We start from the raw sequence: 14,861 nt of genomic DNA, 5'->3' as shown, positions 1-14,861 counted from the left end.
GCGCCGACGCGCTGATGCTGTCCGGCGAGACCGCGGTGGGCAAGTACCCATTGGCGGCCGTGCGGACGATGTCGCGGATCGTGTGCGCGGTCGAGGAGAATTCCACGGCCGCTCCGCCGTTGACGCATGTGCCGCGCACCAAGCGCGGCGTGATCTCCTACGCCGCCCGCGACATCGGCGAGCGGCTCGACGCGAAGGCGCTGGTCGCGTTCACTCAGTCGGGTGACACGGTGAAACGACTGGCGCGCCTGCACACGCCGCTGCCCCTGCTCGCGTTCACCGCGTGGCCCGAGGTTCGCAGCCAGCTCGCCATGACCTGGGGGACCGAGACGTTCATCGTCCCGATGATGACCTCGACCGACGGCATGATCCGTCAGGTCGACAAGTCGCTGCTGGCACTGGGCCGCTACAAGCGCGGCGACCTGGTGGTCATCGTCGCGGGCGCGCCGCCGGGCACAGTAGGCTCGACCAACCTGATCCACGTGCACCGGATCGGGGAGGACGACGTCTAATCGACAGGGGGCGGGCAGGCCTGTGGCGGCTGGCAACGATTTCGAGGAGCTGCTGGCGTTACTCGACCTCAACCGCCTATCCGATGAATTATTCGTCGGATCACATCCCAGCAAGAACCCGTTGCGGACCTTCGGCGGCCAGCTCATGGCGCAATCGTTCGTCGCGAGCAGCCGCACGCTGATTCGGGAGGACCTGCCGCCCAGCGCTTTGTCCGTGCACTTCATCAACGGCGGCGACACCGCCAAGGACATCGAATTCCACGTCGCGCGGCTGCGTGACGAGCGGCGCTTCGCCAACCGTCGCGTCGACGCGGTGCAGGACGGCATGTTGCTGTCCACCGCGATGATCTCCTACATGGCGGGAGGCCCGGGCCTCGAGCACGCCGTTGAACCGCCGCCGGTGCCCGAGCCCCACACCCAGCCACCGCTCCGCGAGCTGCTGCAGGGCTATGAGGAGACCGTGCCGCACTTCGTCAATGCCTTGCAGCCGATCGAATGGCGCTACACCAACGACCCGGCCTGGGTGATGCGCGACAAGGGCGACCGCCTTGCCTACAACCGGGTCTGGGTCAAGGCGCTGGGGACGATGCCCGACGATCCGGTGCTGCACACGGCGACGATGGTGTACTCCTCGGATACCACCGTGCTGGACTCGGTCATCACCAGCCACGGGCTGTCGTGGGGTTTCGACCGCATCTTCGCGGCGTCCGCCAATCACTCCGTGTGGTTCCACCGCCAGCCCGACATCAACGACTGGCTGTTGTATTCGACGTCCTCGCCCGTCGCCGCGGACTCACGCGGGCTGGGCACCGGGCACTTCTTCGATCGCTCCGGCCAACTCGTCGCCACGGTGGCCCAGGAAGGCGTGCTGAAATACTTTCCGCCCCGGCGCCGATAGACAGCACAGGATACCTATCGGACATGCGTCCGATACGGCTGAAAACAGCCGTGATCAGGCGTAAGTTCTTACAAGCCGGGTATTCGATGGGACATGCGGCAAGCGAGCCGCCCCGCTGAAGGTCAGCGCATCGGGAGGTGAGATGTGAACGGACCGCCGGTCGAAGTCCTACCAAGATTGCGCGCGCGCGAACGCGTTGTCGTTCACGTTGATTCGCTGGCCGCACGCTGCTTCGGCGCCTTGGCACTGCTCAGCGCCGCCTGCTGGCTGATCGCGATCCTCGCCCGGCACCACCACAACCCGGAGTGGCACTACGCCGGTCGGCTGGGCTGGTCGCTGACGGTGCTGGCCGCTGTGACGTTCATTGCGCGTGGGATCTTCCTGGGCCGCCCGGTCACGACCATGCATGCGGCCGCGGCCGCCCTGTTTGTGTTGGCGGGCTTCGGTTCGCACGTGCTGTCCTTCGATCTGCTCGGCGACGTGCTGATCGCCAGCTCCGGACTGGTGCTGATGTGGCCGACTTCATCGCATCCGCGACCCGAAGATCTGCCCCGGGCGTGGGCCCTGATCGATGCCACCAGCGATGACCCACTGGCGCCGTTTGCCATGCAGACGGGAAAGAGCTACCACTTCAGCGCCGACGGAACCGCGGCGCTGGCGTACCGGACGCGGATGGGGTTCGCGGTGGTCGGCGGCGACCCGATCGGTGATGCAGCGCGTTTCCCCGAATTGGTCGCCGACTTCGCCGCCATGTGTCGGATGCACGGCTGGCGAATCGCCGTAGTGGGTTGCAGCGACCGGCGTCTCGAGTTGTGGATGGACGCGAAGGTGCTCGGACAATCGCTGCGCGCGGTCCCGATCGGCCGCGACGTCGTCGTCAACGTGTCCGGCTTCGACATGGTGGGCCGCAAGTTCCGCAACCTGCGTCAGGCGGTCAAGCGCACCCACAACGCCGGCATCACCACCGAGATCGTGGCCGAGCAGGAACTCGACGACCGGCTGCTGGCCGAACTGACCGACGTGGTGCACGCGTCACCCAGCGGGGCTCATACCGACCGCGGCTTCTACATGAACCTCGACGGCGTGCTGGAGGGCCGGTTCCCCGGCATACGGCTGATCCTCGCCCGGGATGCGAGCGGGAAGGTACAGGGCTTTCACCGCTACGCGACCGCGGGCGGCGGCAGCGACATCAGCCTCGACGTGCCGTGGCGTCGCCGCGGCGCCCCCAACGGGATAGACGAACGGCTCAGCGTCGACATGATCATGGCCGGCAAAGAGGCTGGGGCGCAGCGCGTATCGCTTTCGTTCGCGGCGTTCCCGGAGATTTTCGACGACAAGAATCGTGGGCGGCTGCAGCGCATCTTCTACCGGCTGATCCACGTGCTGGACCCGTTGATCGCGCTCGAGTCGCTGTATCGGTACGTGCGCAAGTTCCACGCGCTGGATGCCCGACGCTACGCGCTGATATCGCCGATGCAGTTAGTTCCGTTGGTGTTCGTGTTGCTGACACTGGAGTTCGTGCCGCGGCGACGCCACCTGTGAGCTTCGGCCGTGATGCCGAAACCCGCAAGCTCTTCATCCGATAGCGGCCGAGAGCCGGTTGGTCAAGTCCCGGATGTGTTCGATGAGTTCGCTGGGTTCGTGCACCGTGCAAGGGAATTGGAACAAACCGACATACAGGGCGAGTTCATCGAGGCTGTTCGATCCGGTATGTAGGGTGCAATGTTCATCGCTCCTCGCTTCGAGCAGACCGACGTGGTGCGAAACGCGTTCGGCGGCAACTCTAATAGGGACGTGCAGAGTGATGCGGGCACGGTATCGATAGGGGTTCGTTGTCACACCACGGGACAAATACGCGCTGAGGTCGGCGTCGGGCGGCGCGCGGAACGAAAACCGAGGCCCGGTGGGAACGCGCGGGGTCAGTCGGTCGACGCGGTAAGTGCGCCAGGCGTCACGTTCGATGTCCCAAGCGATCAGATACCAGCGCTTGCCGGTGTGGACGAGCCGATGCGGCTCCACCCTGCGGAGCGAGGCCGTCCCGTCGTGGCTGAGATAGTCGAACCGAAGCTGGTGTTGGTCGCGGCACGCGCCTGCTACGGCGATGAGCGTCTCCGGGTTGACGGTAGGTCCTGGCTGAGGGACGGTTTCCATGGTAGCGGCCAGGAGAGCTATGCGGTGCCGCAGCCGTGACGGTAGCAACGTTTCCAGTTTGGCAAGCGCTCGTACCGAAGACTCTTCGATCCCGGTTACTAAACTCGTTGCGGCCGTGCGCAATCCGATCGCCACCGCAACGGTCTCCTCGTCGTCGAACAGTAGCGGCGGTAGCTGAGCCCCCGCACCCAGTCGATAACCCGAGCGCCCCGCGATGGCTTCGACGGGGTAGCCCAATGTCCGCAACTTTGCGATGTCCCTGCGCACCGTTCGCACACCGACGTTCATCCGATCGGCCAACGCGGCGCCGGTCCATTCGCGGCGCATCTGTAACAGCCCAAGGAGGCGAAGCAATCGCGCGGACGTATCGAGCACGTTTCCAATTCTGCCCGCAACCTAGGACAAGAACTGACCTCCTCCGCTCCTACATTCGGCCTCATGACTAACGACATCAGACCGTTTCGTATCGAAATTCCTCAGCAGCAGCTCGATGACCTGCATGATCGGCTTGACCGCACCCGATGGCCGACGGCCCTTCCCGGCGACGACTGGGAAACGGGTGTCCCGCTCCATTGGTTGCGGGAGCTCACCGAATACTGGCGCACCGGATACGACTGGCGGGCGGCCGAGGCGGGCCTGAATGATTACCCGCAGTTCACCACGATGATCGATGGACAGCGCATCCACTTTCTGCACGTCCGCTCACTCGAACCGGGCGCCTTCCCGCTGATCCTGACGCACGGTTGGCCGGACTCGATCGTCGGATTACTCGACATCATCGGACCGCTCACCGATCCTCAGGCCCACGGAGGCGACCGCGCTGACGCCTTCGACGTGGTGATTCCCTCGTTGCCGGGGTTTGGTTTCTCGGGTCCGACAGCCGACACCGGCTGGACAACCGATCGGATCGCCCGCGCGTGGGCCGAGCTGATGCGGCGGCTCGGCTACCGGCGTTACGGCGCGCAGGGCGGCGACCTCGGCGCGGCCATCAGCCCGCAACTCGGACGGGTGGCTCCAGATCATGTCACCGCCGTGCACATGAACGGTCCTTCGACCGTGCCGCCGGTGCCCCTTGCGGACGAAGAATTGGCTCAGCTCTCCGACCTCGAACGCGACCGGGTGCGCCGGATTGAAGCCTTCATGCAGGAGGAGTACGGCTACATCGCGATCCAGTCAACGCGGCCTCAAACCATTGCCTACGGACTCACCGACTCTCCGGTTGGGCAGCTGGCCTGGATCATGGACAAGTTCCGAGAATGGACCTACCCGCGAAACACCGTCCCCGACAAAATCATTGACCGCGACAGGCTGCTCACCAACGCATCGACCTACTGGTTCACCGGAACGGCCGGTTCGGCTGCGTATGTCGCCTACGCACAGGGAGGCAACTGGACGACGCGTTACACCAACTCCGGAGTGCCCACCGCTGCGCTCGTCTTCGCGCACGACGTCAGCATCCGTCGTTACGTCGAAGAACAGAACACCATCACCCGCTGGACCGACATCGATCACGGGGGCCATTTCGCCGCGATGGAGGAACCGGAAGTTCTCACTGCCGACATCCGTGAATTCTTCAGAGCGCACCGCTCGTGACAGTGTCATCGGCTTGGCCTCTCAGGGTATCCGCCGGATCGATGTGTAATTCCGGGCAACCGATCCCGTTGGGGAGGTGGTGAGTGGCGACCACAACCGTTCTGCCCCCGGACATCAGCCCGGCGTCGGCGGTCAACAGCTCCCGCAGCACCCGTTCGGCGTCGACCGCGTCGAGGTGCTCGGTGGGCTCGTCGAGCAGCACGATCCGGGCGGGGGAGAGCATAGCCCGCGCGAGCAGCAACCGCCTGCGCTGGCCCGCCGAGACCGCCTGTGCGCCACCGGTCAACACCGTCGACAGGCCGTTGGGCAGGCTGGCAAGCCAGCCGCCGAGCCCGACCGAGTCCAGCGCGGCCACCAGTTCGTCGTCATGGCAATCGCCACGGACCACCAGTAGGTTGTCGCGGACGGTGGTGGCGAAGATGTGCGCATCTTCGGCGAAAAACGTGACGGCGCGGTGCAATTCGCCTTCGTCGAAGTGGTCGAGATCCGTTCCGTCGAGCAGTACCCGCCCATCGAGTGGGGGAATCAGCCCGGCGAGTGTCATCAGCAGCGTCGTCTTGCCCGAACCGCTAGCGCCGGTGACCGCCAGCCGCATGCCCGGCGGCAGGGCTAGCCGCGCCCTGGTCGATCGCGCCGAATCCGCGTGACCGGCAAGGACATCGGCGCATAGGCGCCCAGCGCCAACGGGCGGTGGCTTCATGGGCTCGGCAGGGCGGTCTGCCGGGGCGAGGTCGAGCAAGCGACGCGCGGCGATCCGCGACCGCGTCAACTGGACCGCGGCGGCCGGTAGGGGAGTCATCGCCTCGAACGCGGACAGCGGCAGCAACATCAGCACGGCCAGCGTGGTGGGTGCGACCGCGTGTGCCATCCCGATCCCGGCCGCCACCGCGCCGAGGACACTGACCCCGATGGCGGCGGTGGGCACCGCCTCCGCGACAGCGGCTGGGCGGGCGGCCGCGTCAAGCGCGGCGCCCCAAGCGCGTTGGCGCCGTTGCGATTCGGCAATGACACCTGGTAGCACCCCGGCGACGCGCAGCTCGGGCGCGTGCTCGAGGGCGATCATCGCTGACGTGTCGCGCTCCGAATGATGGTGGCGGGCAAACTCTTCCTGCGTCGCCGCGGCCCTGCCGGCCAGCCACGGCGCCACGATGCCGGCGATCAGCAGACAGCCCGCCAACACCACGGCGGCCGGCAGCGACATGGCCGCGACGGCCGCGGTCGCCGCCAACGCCAGCACCGCAGCGACGCCGATCGGCACGAGGGCACGAACCAGGACATCGGCCAGTTCGTCGACGTCGGCGCCCACCCGTGCCACCAACTCGCCGCTGTGCAGCCGAACGGCGGCCGAAGCCGGTCCGTGGGCGAGCCGGTGATAGATCTGCGTCCGGGCGGTGCCGGCCGCGCGCAAGGCGGTGTCGTGGGTGGCCAGGCGCTCGCAGTAGTGCAGCACGCCCCGCGAAATCGCGAACGCGCGCACCAAGACGACCGCGACCGACAGGTCCAGCACGGGTGGCATCTGCCACGCGCGCGTGATCAGCCACGCCGAGATCCCGGCCAGCGCCAGCGCACTGCCCAGCGACAGCACGCCGAGCGCGATGGCGGCCAGGATGCGCGGCAGCCGTGGGCGCAGCAGACTCGAGGTCGCCAGGAGCGGATCAGACCGGCGCATAACGCACCCGATCGCCCGATATCACGTCGACCACGCGGTCACCGATAGCGACGACGCGCTCGCGGTGGCCGACGACCACGACGGTCGCTCCGGCGCGGGCGCGCTCGACGATGGCGCGCAGCACCCGGCCCTCGGTGTGGGCGTCCAGGTGCGCGGTGGGCTCATCGAGCAGCAACACGGCCGCGGATGATCCGAGCGCCCGCGCGAGGCCCAGACGTTGCCGCTGCCCCAGGGACAGCCCGACACCGCCGCGCCCGAGCACGGTGTCCATGCCGTCGGTCAGCTCAGCCAGGACCGCGTCGAATCCGGAAGCGGCGCAGGCCGTTTCAAGATCTTCCACGTCGCCCAGCAGCGTGAGGTTGTCGCGCACGGTGCCCGGGATCAGCACCGGGCGTTGCGGTAGCCAGGACAATTGCGGCCACCACGCGGCGGGATCCAGGTCGGCGACGTCCGCGTCGGCCACCGTGATCCGGCCCGATGACGGGATGGTGAGTCCGGCGATCGCCTGCAGGGTGGTGCTCTTGCCCGCGCCGTTTCGTCCGGTCAGCACGGTGACATGACCGGGTTCGATCGTCGCGGTGAGCCCGCACGGTGAGTACCCGTCCCGGCCGGCCACGCTGAGGTTTTCGAGCCGGATGTCGGCGCCCCGCGCGGCGACGGTCCGGTTTCGCACCACCGGGGGGATGGGCGCGCCGATCAGCGCGAACGCCTTGTCGGCCGCCGCCCTACCGTCTTGAGCGGCATGGAATTCCACCCCGATGCGGCGCAGCGGCCAGTAGACGTCGGGGGCCAGCAGCAGGACCGTCAGACCGGTGGCCAGGGTCATTTCACCGAACACCAGGCGAAGACCGATACCGACTGCGATCAGTGCCACGCCCAACGTGGCCAGCAATTCCAGCACCAGCGCCGACAGAAACGCGATCCGCAGCGTCGCCATCGCCGAGCGCCGATGCGCGGCAGCGAGTTCGGCGATCCGGTGCTCGGGTCCCGACGCGCGCCCCAACGCCCGCAGCGTGGGGATGCCGGCGATCAGATCCAGCAATCGCGCCTGCAGGGTCGTCATCGCTCCCAGCGCGGCCGCCGATCGATCGGCCGTCGCCAGCCCGATCAGCACCATGAAAACCGGGATCAGCGGCAGGGTGATCACCACGATCGCCGTCGACTTCAGGTCGTAGACCGCGATCACGGCCACCGTCGCCGGTGTCAGGATCGCCGCGAGCAGCAACGTCGGCAGATATCCCGCGAAGTAGGGGCGCAGGCCGTCGAGTCCCCGGGTGACCACCACCGCCGCGGCGTCGCGCTGAGCGGCGAGTTCGTTGGGCTGCCGGGCGGTCACCGCCGCCAGCACCTGCCCGTTGAGATCGGCGATCACCGCGCTCGCTCCCCGCTGGCCCAGGCGCGCCTGCAGCCAGTGCGCCGCAGTGCGGATCACCCACAGCGCCAACAGGATTGACAGCGGGCCGGCCCAGCCGCGCAGGCCCCGTGCCGTCGGATCGGTGACGACGCGCGCGACGATACCCGCCAGCACGATCGCCGAGCCGACCGCGCAGCCGGAGATCACCACCCCGCAGCCCACCGCGGCCGCCAGGAACCGGCGCAGCGCGCCCGATGCCCGCCACAGTCGCGGGTCCAGCGGCGCTCGGGAGTCCCTCGTGCTCAGGACGTGCGCCTCGCCAGACCGATGGGCGGCGGAATATGCTCGGCCGAGATCCGTTGCCGGAAAACCCAATACGTCCACGCCTGGTACACGATCGTCAGCGGAGCCATGAACGCCGTCACCCATGTCATGATCTTGAGCGTGTACGGCGTCGAGGACGCATTGTCGATCGTGACGCTCCATTGGCCGTTCAGCGTCGACGGGACCAGGTTGGGATACAGGACGCCGAACAGCAGCACCACCACCGCCGCGACGACAACGGCCGCGCAGAAAAACGCCAAGCCGTCGAGTCTGCCCAGCCACACCAACAGCACCGCCGCCAGCTGCGCGACCACCGCGACCCCGAGCACGGCCCACGTCCAGTGCTTGCCGTGCGCCAGCTGCGTCCAAACCCCAAAGCCCGCAACCAGTCCCGTCACGGGAAGCGACAGCCACTTGGCGGATCGGTACGCATCGTCACGCAGCGGGCCCGACGTCTTCAGGGCGATGAACACCGCGCCGTAGAGCAGGAAGAGGCCGCCGGTGGCCAGACCACCCAGCAGGGTATAGGTGTTGAGCACGTCGGTGACTGATGGGTGAGCATGGCCGGCGGCGTCGACCGGGAGCCCGCGGACCAGGACGGCGAAGGCCACCCCCCACAGCACGGCGGGCAGCCACGACCCCGCCGCGATACCGAAATCGGCCAGGGCGCGCCACTTCGTGTCGTCGATCTTGCCGCGCCACTCGATGGCCACGGCGCGCACGATCATGCCGAACAGGATCGCCAGCAGTGGCAGGTAGAGCGTGGAGAACACCGTCGCGTACCAGCCGGGAAACGCGGCGAACATCCCTGCCCCGGCGACGATCAGCCACACTTCGTTGCCGTCCCAGACCGGCCCGATGGTGTTGAGCGTCGCGCGGCGGTTCAGCTCCGGGTCGCCGGAGCCGAGCCGGGCGAGCGGCTCCATCAACATGCCCACGCCGAAGTCGAAGCCCTCCAGGATGAAGAAACCAAGGAACAGCGCCGCGATGACACCGAACCACAACTGTTGGAGTCCCACCGGCGTTCCTTTCTTTCCGTAGCGGCCCAGTAAGCCCTAGTAGGCGAAGGACAGCGGCGCCACCTCGTGCTCGGCGGGTGCCGGTGGCGCCGCCGGTTCGGCGTCGTGCTCCTGTGGCCCTTCGACGACGTAGCGCCGGAGTAGGTAAAACCAGATGACCGCGAGCACGGCGTACACCAGGGTGAAGGTCGCCAGCGAGGTGACGACCATGGCGGGGACGTGATCCGAGACGCCCTGGGCGACCGTGAGCCGAACCCGTTGGTCGCCGGTCGGATTGGGCACGACGATCCAGGGCTGGCGACCCATCTCGGTGAACACCCACCCGGCGCTGTTGGCCAGGAACGGCGTGGGAAGGGTCAGCAGCGCCAGCCGAGAGAACCACCGCTGATTGGGAATTCGGCCGCCGCGCGTCAGCCACAGCGCGGCCAGCGCGAACAGCAGAGGTATCGCAAGGAATCCGATCATCGCGCGAAACGACCAGTAGGTGACGAACAGGTTGGGCCGGTAGTCATTTGGCCCGAATCGCTGTTGGTAGTCCTGCTGGATGTCGCGCACACCCTGCAACGTCACACCGCTGAGCCGGCTGTCGGCGAGGAACGGCAGCACGTAGGGCACCTCGATCACTCGGGTGATGCTTTCGCAGTTGTTGTGCGTGCCGACGGTCAGGATCGAGAAATCCGGGTCGGTTCGCGTGTCGCACAACGATTCCGCCGACGCCATCTTCATCGGCTGCTGCACGAACATCAATTTGCCTTGGGCGTCACCGGTGAAGAGCAAGCCGACGGTCGCGACCAGCGCGACCCAACACCCGAGGATGGTTGCCGGGCGGAACATGGTTCGCGCATCGGACTCGGCGGCGGGCGTGCCGGTTTCGGGTTGGCGGGAACGGACCAGCCACCACGCGCTGACGGCGGCTACGAAAGTTCCCGCCGTCAGCAAGGAACCGGCGACCGCGTGCGAAAAGGCTGCTTTCGCAGTGTTATTGGTCAGCAGTGCCGCAATGCTGGTCAGCTCGGCGCGCCGGGTCGCGGGGTTGTAGTGGGCGCCGACCGGGTGCTGCATGAAGGAGTTCGCCGCGATGATGAAGAACGCGGACACATTCACCGAGATCGCGACAATCCAGATGCACGCCAGGTGCACCAGCTTGGGAAGCCTGCTCCAGCCGAAGATCCACAACCCGAGGAAGGTGGATTCGAAGAAGAAGGCGGCCAGGCCTTCCATCGCGAGCGGGGCTCCGAAGATGTCGCCGACGAACCGCGAGTACTCGCTCCAATTCATGCCGAACTGGAATTCCTGCACGATCCCGGTGGCCACGCCGATGGCGAAGTTGATCAGGAACAGCTTGCCGAAGAACTTCGTCAGGCGATACCACGCGGTGTTACCGGTGGCCACCCACATCGTCTGCATGACCGCGATCAGGGGAGCCAGGCCGATGGTGAGCGGCACAAAGATGAAGTGGTAGACGGTGGTGATACCGAACTGCCACCGTGAAATGTCGACGACATTCATCTGCCATCTCCCGAAACTACGGAGGCGCCTGCCTTTCTACGACGCAGTGTAGTAGATAGGTTTGGCCGACGCCACTGGGGTGATCCGCCGGCGGTTTAGCTGGCGAGCGTTTTCGACGCCTTGCGAATCCCGAACGACGACACGATCTCGAAAACGCCGATGACCACGAACCAGACGCCGACGACGAGCGCCAGCGTGACGAGTGAATTGAGCGGGGACGCCAGGACAACGATGCCCGCCAGCAGGCTGATCACGCCGACGAAAATCGACCAGCCGCGGCCCGGCAGTGTCGGATCGCTGATCGCGGAAACCGTTGTGGCGACACCGCGGAAGATAAACCCGACGCCGATCCAGATGGCCAGCAACAGGACCGCGTTACCGAAATGGCGAAACGCCAAGACGGCCAGGATGAGTGACGCCGCGCCACTGATGAACAACAGGATCCGGCTGCCGGCCGAGACGTGCAGGCTGAACGCGAAGAAGACCTGCGCGGCACCGGTGATCAGCAGATAGACGCCGAACCAGATCGCCGCGGCCAGGATGGATATTTGGGGCCAGGCCAGCACCAAGACGCCGACAACCAGCGACAGAATTCCCGATAGCAGCGAGGACTTCCACAGATGCGGTAACAAGCTTGGAATGGGCGGTTTTCCAGGAGTTGTTTCGGGGGAAGTAGTCATGGCCGCAGTCTGGCACAAACGCCGGTTCGGGTATAGGGATTGAAGGCCCTGCGAATCAGACGCGGGCGGTGTGCGATTCGTCGGCAACTCGCTCGGGCGTCTCGGCGGTTACGGCCTTGCGGCCGACCAGATACCAGGTGCGCATGGTGCCCTTGCCCTTGACCTCGATGGGGCCGCGCTCCTGCAGCACGAAGCCGTCCCTGAGGCGCTCGTAGATGTCCTCGGGCACCTGAATCCGCCCGACCGAGTCGGTGGATTCCATCCGGGAGGCGACGTTGACCGCGTCGCCCCACACGTCGTAGAAGAATCGCCGGGACCCGACGACCCCTGCCACCACCGGGCCGCAGGCCATGCCGACTCGCAGTGGCAGCGGGAGGCCGTGCGGATCCTTCAGTCGGGCAGCGACATCGACCATGTCGAGCGCGAAGTCCGCCAGCGCCTGGACGTGGTCGGGCCGCGGCCGCGGTACCCCGCTGACCACCATGTAGGAGTCGCCACTGACCTTGATTTTCTCCAGCCCATGCTTGTCGACCAGCGCGTCGAAATCGCTGTAGAGACGGTCCAGGAAGCGCACCAGGTCGGCCGGGGCGGTGCCGCTGGCTCGCTCGGTGAAGCCGACGATGTCGGCGAACAGGACCGAGGCCTCGTCGTACTTGTCGGCGATGATGCCTCGCCCCGATTCTTTGAGCCGGTCGGCGATGCTGGCCGGCAACATGTTGGCCAACAGCGCCTCGGAGCGTTCGTACTGGGCTTCCATTACTGCCTCGGCGCGCGCGGTGTCACGCAGCGCGAACCACACCGTCACAAACACCATCACGACGCTGGAGATGGCGGTGATGACGAAACCCGCCGACTGGACCCACGCCGCCTGTAGCCCTGTGGCGCGCGGGACCAGGAATTCCACCGCGATAATCAGGCCAGCGGCGACGACCGCAAGCGCGGACGCCAGCACGATGTGTTCGATCCCGAGTAGCAGTACCACGATGCAGGCCCCGACGAGAAAGAAGAACTGGGCGCCCGACCCGGTGCCGACGTCCAGGCACGTGGCGATGATCGAGACGTACGCCGCGACCATAAACGTAAGCGGCGCAAGCAATTCCCCGAACCGCTGCAGCCACGGGACAAACGCGAAGACGGTAGCGCCGACGACGTTGACCGAGCTGACTTGCCACAACCACGATCCGCTGACGATCTGCACGAGCAGGAAGGTGGCGCTCACCATCACCGCGAGCCACGCGGTGACGGTGAGGATCCGGGCCCGGCGTGCGGCGCTGTCGGCGTAGTGCTGATTGCGGTCGCGGGTTTGCGCCCGCACCGCCGCTACGCAGTCCGGGTGTTTCGCCGAGCCGTCTGAACTGGGTGGGGCTCCGCACTTCTTCGCCGCCACGTTCAAAGCGTAACCGCTGAGCCGAGCAATTGTCGGCCGCCGGCAGCTGACCGCTGGATTTGTGCGTGCCGCGCTTGCGGGCTGCAGGCCGCGCTAGGGGGCGGAAAAAAACCTTTTAAAAAAACAAGTTTAAAAGGTATTGACCCGGGTTATTCCGCACGCGTTTGATTGAGCTATTGCACACGTGTTCGGCAGGGCAAAGGGGTGCGGTATGGCTGGCTTCAAGAGAATCTTCGTCGTGTTGATCCTTACCCTCACCGCCCTGCTGGCGAGCAGCTGCGCCGGGTGCAATGGGGCCACGTCGTTCCTGCGCGTAGCTACCGATTCCATCCAGAATGATCCGATGGCGGTAAATGTCGTGCACGCAGAAGAACAGGTGTGCGTCGCCCATTCGGGCTAGTCATTCCGCCTGGTCCTGATCGCGAGGAGCTGGATCCGGTGCCGGACATTTCTGCTTCCGCTTAGGGGCAACTTTGGGGGCAACAGCCTGCGTTACGACAACGAAAATAGTATGGAGTAACTATATATTTTCCCGGAACGCGGAAACAGCGCGAATGTGGGCGACTGGTAATTGCGCCGAATTCATACTGCTGGGCGCATTCAACGGTCTTAACATACCTTCGGCTTAGTTGAGTCTCGGAAAAGGGGAACCGAGTATTGGAAAGGTCATATTTAACGATGCCACGCCGGTTTACGGTGTGGACGCTATCGATTTGAGAGCCGGCGAAGCGACGCGCCAGGGCTCATGAAACCTGCGGCAGAAGTCGACTGGGCGGTTATCGAGTCAGAGACGCTGCCGCAGAATGGTGACCGGCTTGGCGTCCTCGGCGGGGCGGGACGTCCCGACACATCATGTTGCGCCGCTGACGAGTGCCCTCGGTGGGATTCGAACCCACACTGGACGGGTTTTGAGTCCGTTTCCTCTGCCAGTTGGGATACGAGGGCTTGATCCTGCTCGAGTCCGGCCTCCTACCTTAGAGGCAGCCTCCCACCATAGAGGATTTGGCGTGGATGCCTGTCTGACCCGCCCCGAGGTCGTCGGCCCCGCGCGTTCACGACACAATGTGCGTCATGACAGGCCCCACGACCGACACCGACGCCGCCGTGCCGCGCCGGGTCCTGATCGCGGAAGACGAAGCGCTCATCCGACTGGACTTGGCCGAGATGCTGCGAGAGGAGGGTTACGAAATCGTCGGCGAGGCCGGCGACGGCCAGGAGGCCGTAGAACTGGCCGAGCAGCATAAGCCCGACCTGGTGATCATGGACGTCAAGATGCCGCGCCGCGACGGGATCGACGCGGCGTCGGAAATCGCCAGCAAGCGCATCGCGCCGATCGTGGTGCTGACCGCCTTCAGCCAGCGCGATCTGGTCGAGCGGGCCCGCGACGCCGGGGCGATGGCGTATCTGGTGAAGCCCTTCACCATCAGCGACCTGATCCCGGCGATCGAATTGGCGGTGAGCCGGTTCAGCGAGATCAGCGCGCTGGAACATGAGGTGGCGACGCTGTCGGACCGGCTGGAGACCCGCAAGCTCGTCGAACGCGCCAAGGGGCTGCTGCAGACCAAGCAAGGCATGTCAGAGCCCGAGGCCTTCAAGTGGATTCAGCGCGCCGCCATGGACCGGCGCACCACCATGAAACGGGTCGCCGAAGTCGTCCTGGAAACCCTCGGGGACGCCCCCGCCGAAGAGTCCAAGTAGCCGTTTCGCATCGAGTGTGCGCCGACGGCGTCGAGTGTGCGCCCTGGTCGCCCAGCTTGCACACTCG

Annotated in this window: 13 protein-coding genes and 1 tRNA gene; 6 read left to right on the top strand and 8 right to left on the bottom strand. The window is 66.0% G+C overall.

Going from position 1 to position 14,861, the window contains the following annotated elements; genetic code table 11:
* From A5745_RS15840 to A5745_RS15830, 3 genes are all read left to right on the top strand, one after another.
* Window positions 1-512, top strand: a 512-nt coding sequence (locus A5745_RS15840) for a pyruvate kinase alpha/beta domain-containing protein (RefSeq protein WP_240563168.1), incomplete at its 5' end; no start/stop codon positions are given.
* 22 nt (window positions 513-534) lie between these two features.
* Window positions 535-1,410 (top strand): acyl-CoA thioesterase II, encoded by an 876-nt coding sequence (locus A5745_RS15835; RefSeq protein WP_076117188.1) that lies wholly within the window; start codon window positions 535-537, stop codon window positions 1,408-1,410.
* Between the two features lie 144 nt (window positions 1,411-1,554).
* Window positions 1,555-2,952, top strand: a complete 1,398-nt coding sequence (locus A5745_RS15830) for a bifunctional lysylphosphatidylglycerol flippase/synthetase MprF (RefSeq protein WP_076117186.1) — start codon at window positions 1,555-1,557, stop codon at window positions 2,950-2,952.
* A gap of 33 nt (window positions 2,953-2,985) precedes the next feature.
* Here A5745_RS15830 and A5745_RS15825 read toward each other — a convergent pair whose 3' ends face one another.
* Entirely contained in the window at window positions 2,986-3,936 is a 951-nt protein-coding gene (locus A5745_RS15825; protein ID WP_076117184.1) for a YafY family protein, read from the bottom strand.
* A 63-nt stretch (window positions 3,937-3,999) separates the two neighbouring features.
* Here A5745_RS15825 and A5745_RS15820 point away from each other — a divergent pair, with 63 nt between their 5' ends.
* A complete protein-coding gene (locus A5745_RS15820) occupies window positions 4,000-5,154 on the top strand; it encodes an epoxide hydrolase family protein (protein ID WP_076117182.1) in 1,155 nt (384 codons plus the stop codon).
* Here the strand turns inward: A5745_RS15820 and cydC are convergent.
* The 6 genes from cydC to A5745_RS15790 form a co-directional block, all read right to left on the bottom strand.
* A complete protein-coding gene (cydC, locus tag A5745_RS15815; protein WP_076117179.1) occupies window positions 5,135-6,823 on the bottom strand; it encodes a thiol reductant ABC exporter subunit CydC in 1,689 nt (562 codons plus the stop codon). The two genes, A5745_RS15820 and cydC, sit on opposite strands and share 20 nt — an antisense overlap.
* Window positions 6,810-8,399: a thiol reductant ABC exporter subunit CydD gene (gene cydD / locus A5745_RS15810; RefSeq protein WP_254848599.1), complete on the bottom strand. Its 1,590-nt coding sequence runs from the start codon at window positions 8,397-8,399 to the stop codon at window positions 6,810-6,812. Before cydD ends, cydC begins: the two co-directional genes overlap by 14 nt.
* Window positions 8,400-8,479: 80 nt before the next feature.
* Window positions 8,480-9,520, bottom strand: coding sequence for a cytochrome d ubiquinol oxidase subunit II (cydB, locus tag A5745_RS15805; protein ID WP_076117177.1), 1,041 nt, complete (start codon window positions 9,518-9,520; stop codon window positions 8,480-8,482).
* A 36-nt stretch (window positions 9,521-9,556) separates the two neighbouring features.
* Window positions 9,557-11,029: a cytochrome ubiquinol oxidase subunit I gene (locus A5745_RS15800; RefSeq protein WP_076117175.1), complete on the bottom strand. Its 1,473-nt coding sequence runs from the start codon at window positions 11,027-11,029 to the stop codon at window positions 9,557-9,559.
* A 95-nt stretch (window positions 11,030-11,124) separates the two neighbouring features.
* Window positions 11,125-11,727 (bottom strand): HdeD family acid-resistance protein, encoded by a 603-nt coding sequence (locus A5745_RS15795; RefSeq protein ID WP_371336971.1) that lies wholly within the window; start codon window positions 11,725-11,727, stop codon window positions 11,125-11,127.
* Between the two features lie 37 nt (window positions 11,728-11,764).
* Window positions 11,765-13,096: an adenylate/guanylate cyclase domain-containing protein gene (locus A5745_RS15790; protein ID WP_076117195.1), complete on the bottom strand. Its 1,332-nt coding sequence runs from the start codon at window positions 13,094-13,096 to the stop codon at window positions 11,765-11,767.
* Window positions 13,097-13,307: 211 nt separating this feature from the next.
* Here A5745_RS15790 and A5745_RS15785 point away from each other — a divergent pair, with 211 nt between their 5' ends.
* Window positions 13,308-13,496: a hypothetical protein gene (locus A5745_RS15785; RefSeq protein ID WP_076117194.1), complete on the top strand. Its 189-nt coding sequence runs from the start codon at window positions 13,308-13,310 to the stop codon at window positions 13,494-13,496.
* A 471-nt stretch (window positions 13,497-13,967) separates the two neighbouring features.
* Here the strand turns inward: A5745_RS15785 and A5745_RS15780 are convergent.
* A tRNA-Leu gene (locus tag A5745_RS15780) sits at window positions 13,968-14,041 on the bottom strand.
* 126 nt (window positions 14,042-14,167) lie between these two features.
* Here A5745_RS15780 and A5745_RS15775 point away from each other — a divergent pair.
* Entirely contained in the window at window positions 14,168-14,794 is a 627-nt protein-coding gene (locus A5745_RS15775; protein WP_139329641.1) for an ANTAR domain-containing response regulator, read from the top strand.
* Window positions 14,795-14,861 lie beyond the last annotated feature (67 nt).

It is taken from the genome of Mycobacterium sp. IS-2888 (assembly GCF_001954215.1).
In the GTDB taxonomy this organism is placed as follows: domain Bacteria; phylum Actinomycetota; class Actinomycetes; order Mycobacteriales; family Mycobacteriaceae; genus Mycobacterium.
This window is presented reverse-complemented; position numbering and strand designations above follow the sequence as displayed.

Excerpts from the sequence above, each read along its gene's own strand:
- A5745_RS15820 (WP_076117182.1), top strand. The coding sequence starts at position 4,000 with ATGACTAACGACATCAGACCGTTTCGTATCGAAATTCCTCAGCAGCAG.
- cydC (WP_076117179.1), bottom strand. The coding sequence starts at position 6,823 with ATGCGCCGGTCTGATCCGCTCCTGGCGACCTCGAGTCTGCTGCGCCCA.
- A5745_RS15800 (WP_076117175.1), bottom strand. The coding sequence starts at position 11,029 with ATGAATGTCGTCGACATTTCACGGTGGCAGTTCGGTATCACCACCGTC.
- A5745_RS15785 (WP_076117194.1), top strand. The coding sequence starts at position 13,308 with ATGGCTGGCTTCAAGAGAATCTTCGTCGTGTTGATCCTTACCCTCACC.
- A5745_RS15775 (WP_139329641.1), top strand. The coding sequence starts at position 14,168 with ATGACAGGCCCCACGACCGACACCGACGCCGCCGTGCCGCGCCGGGTC.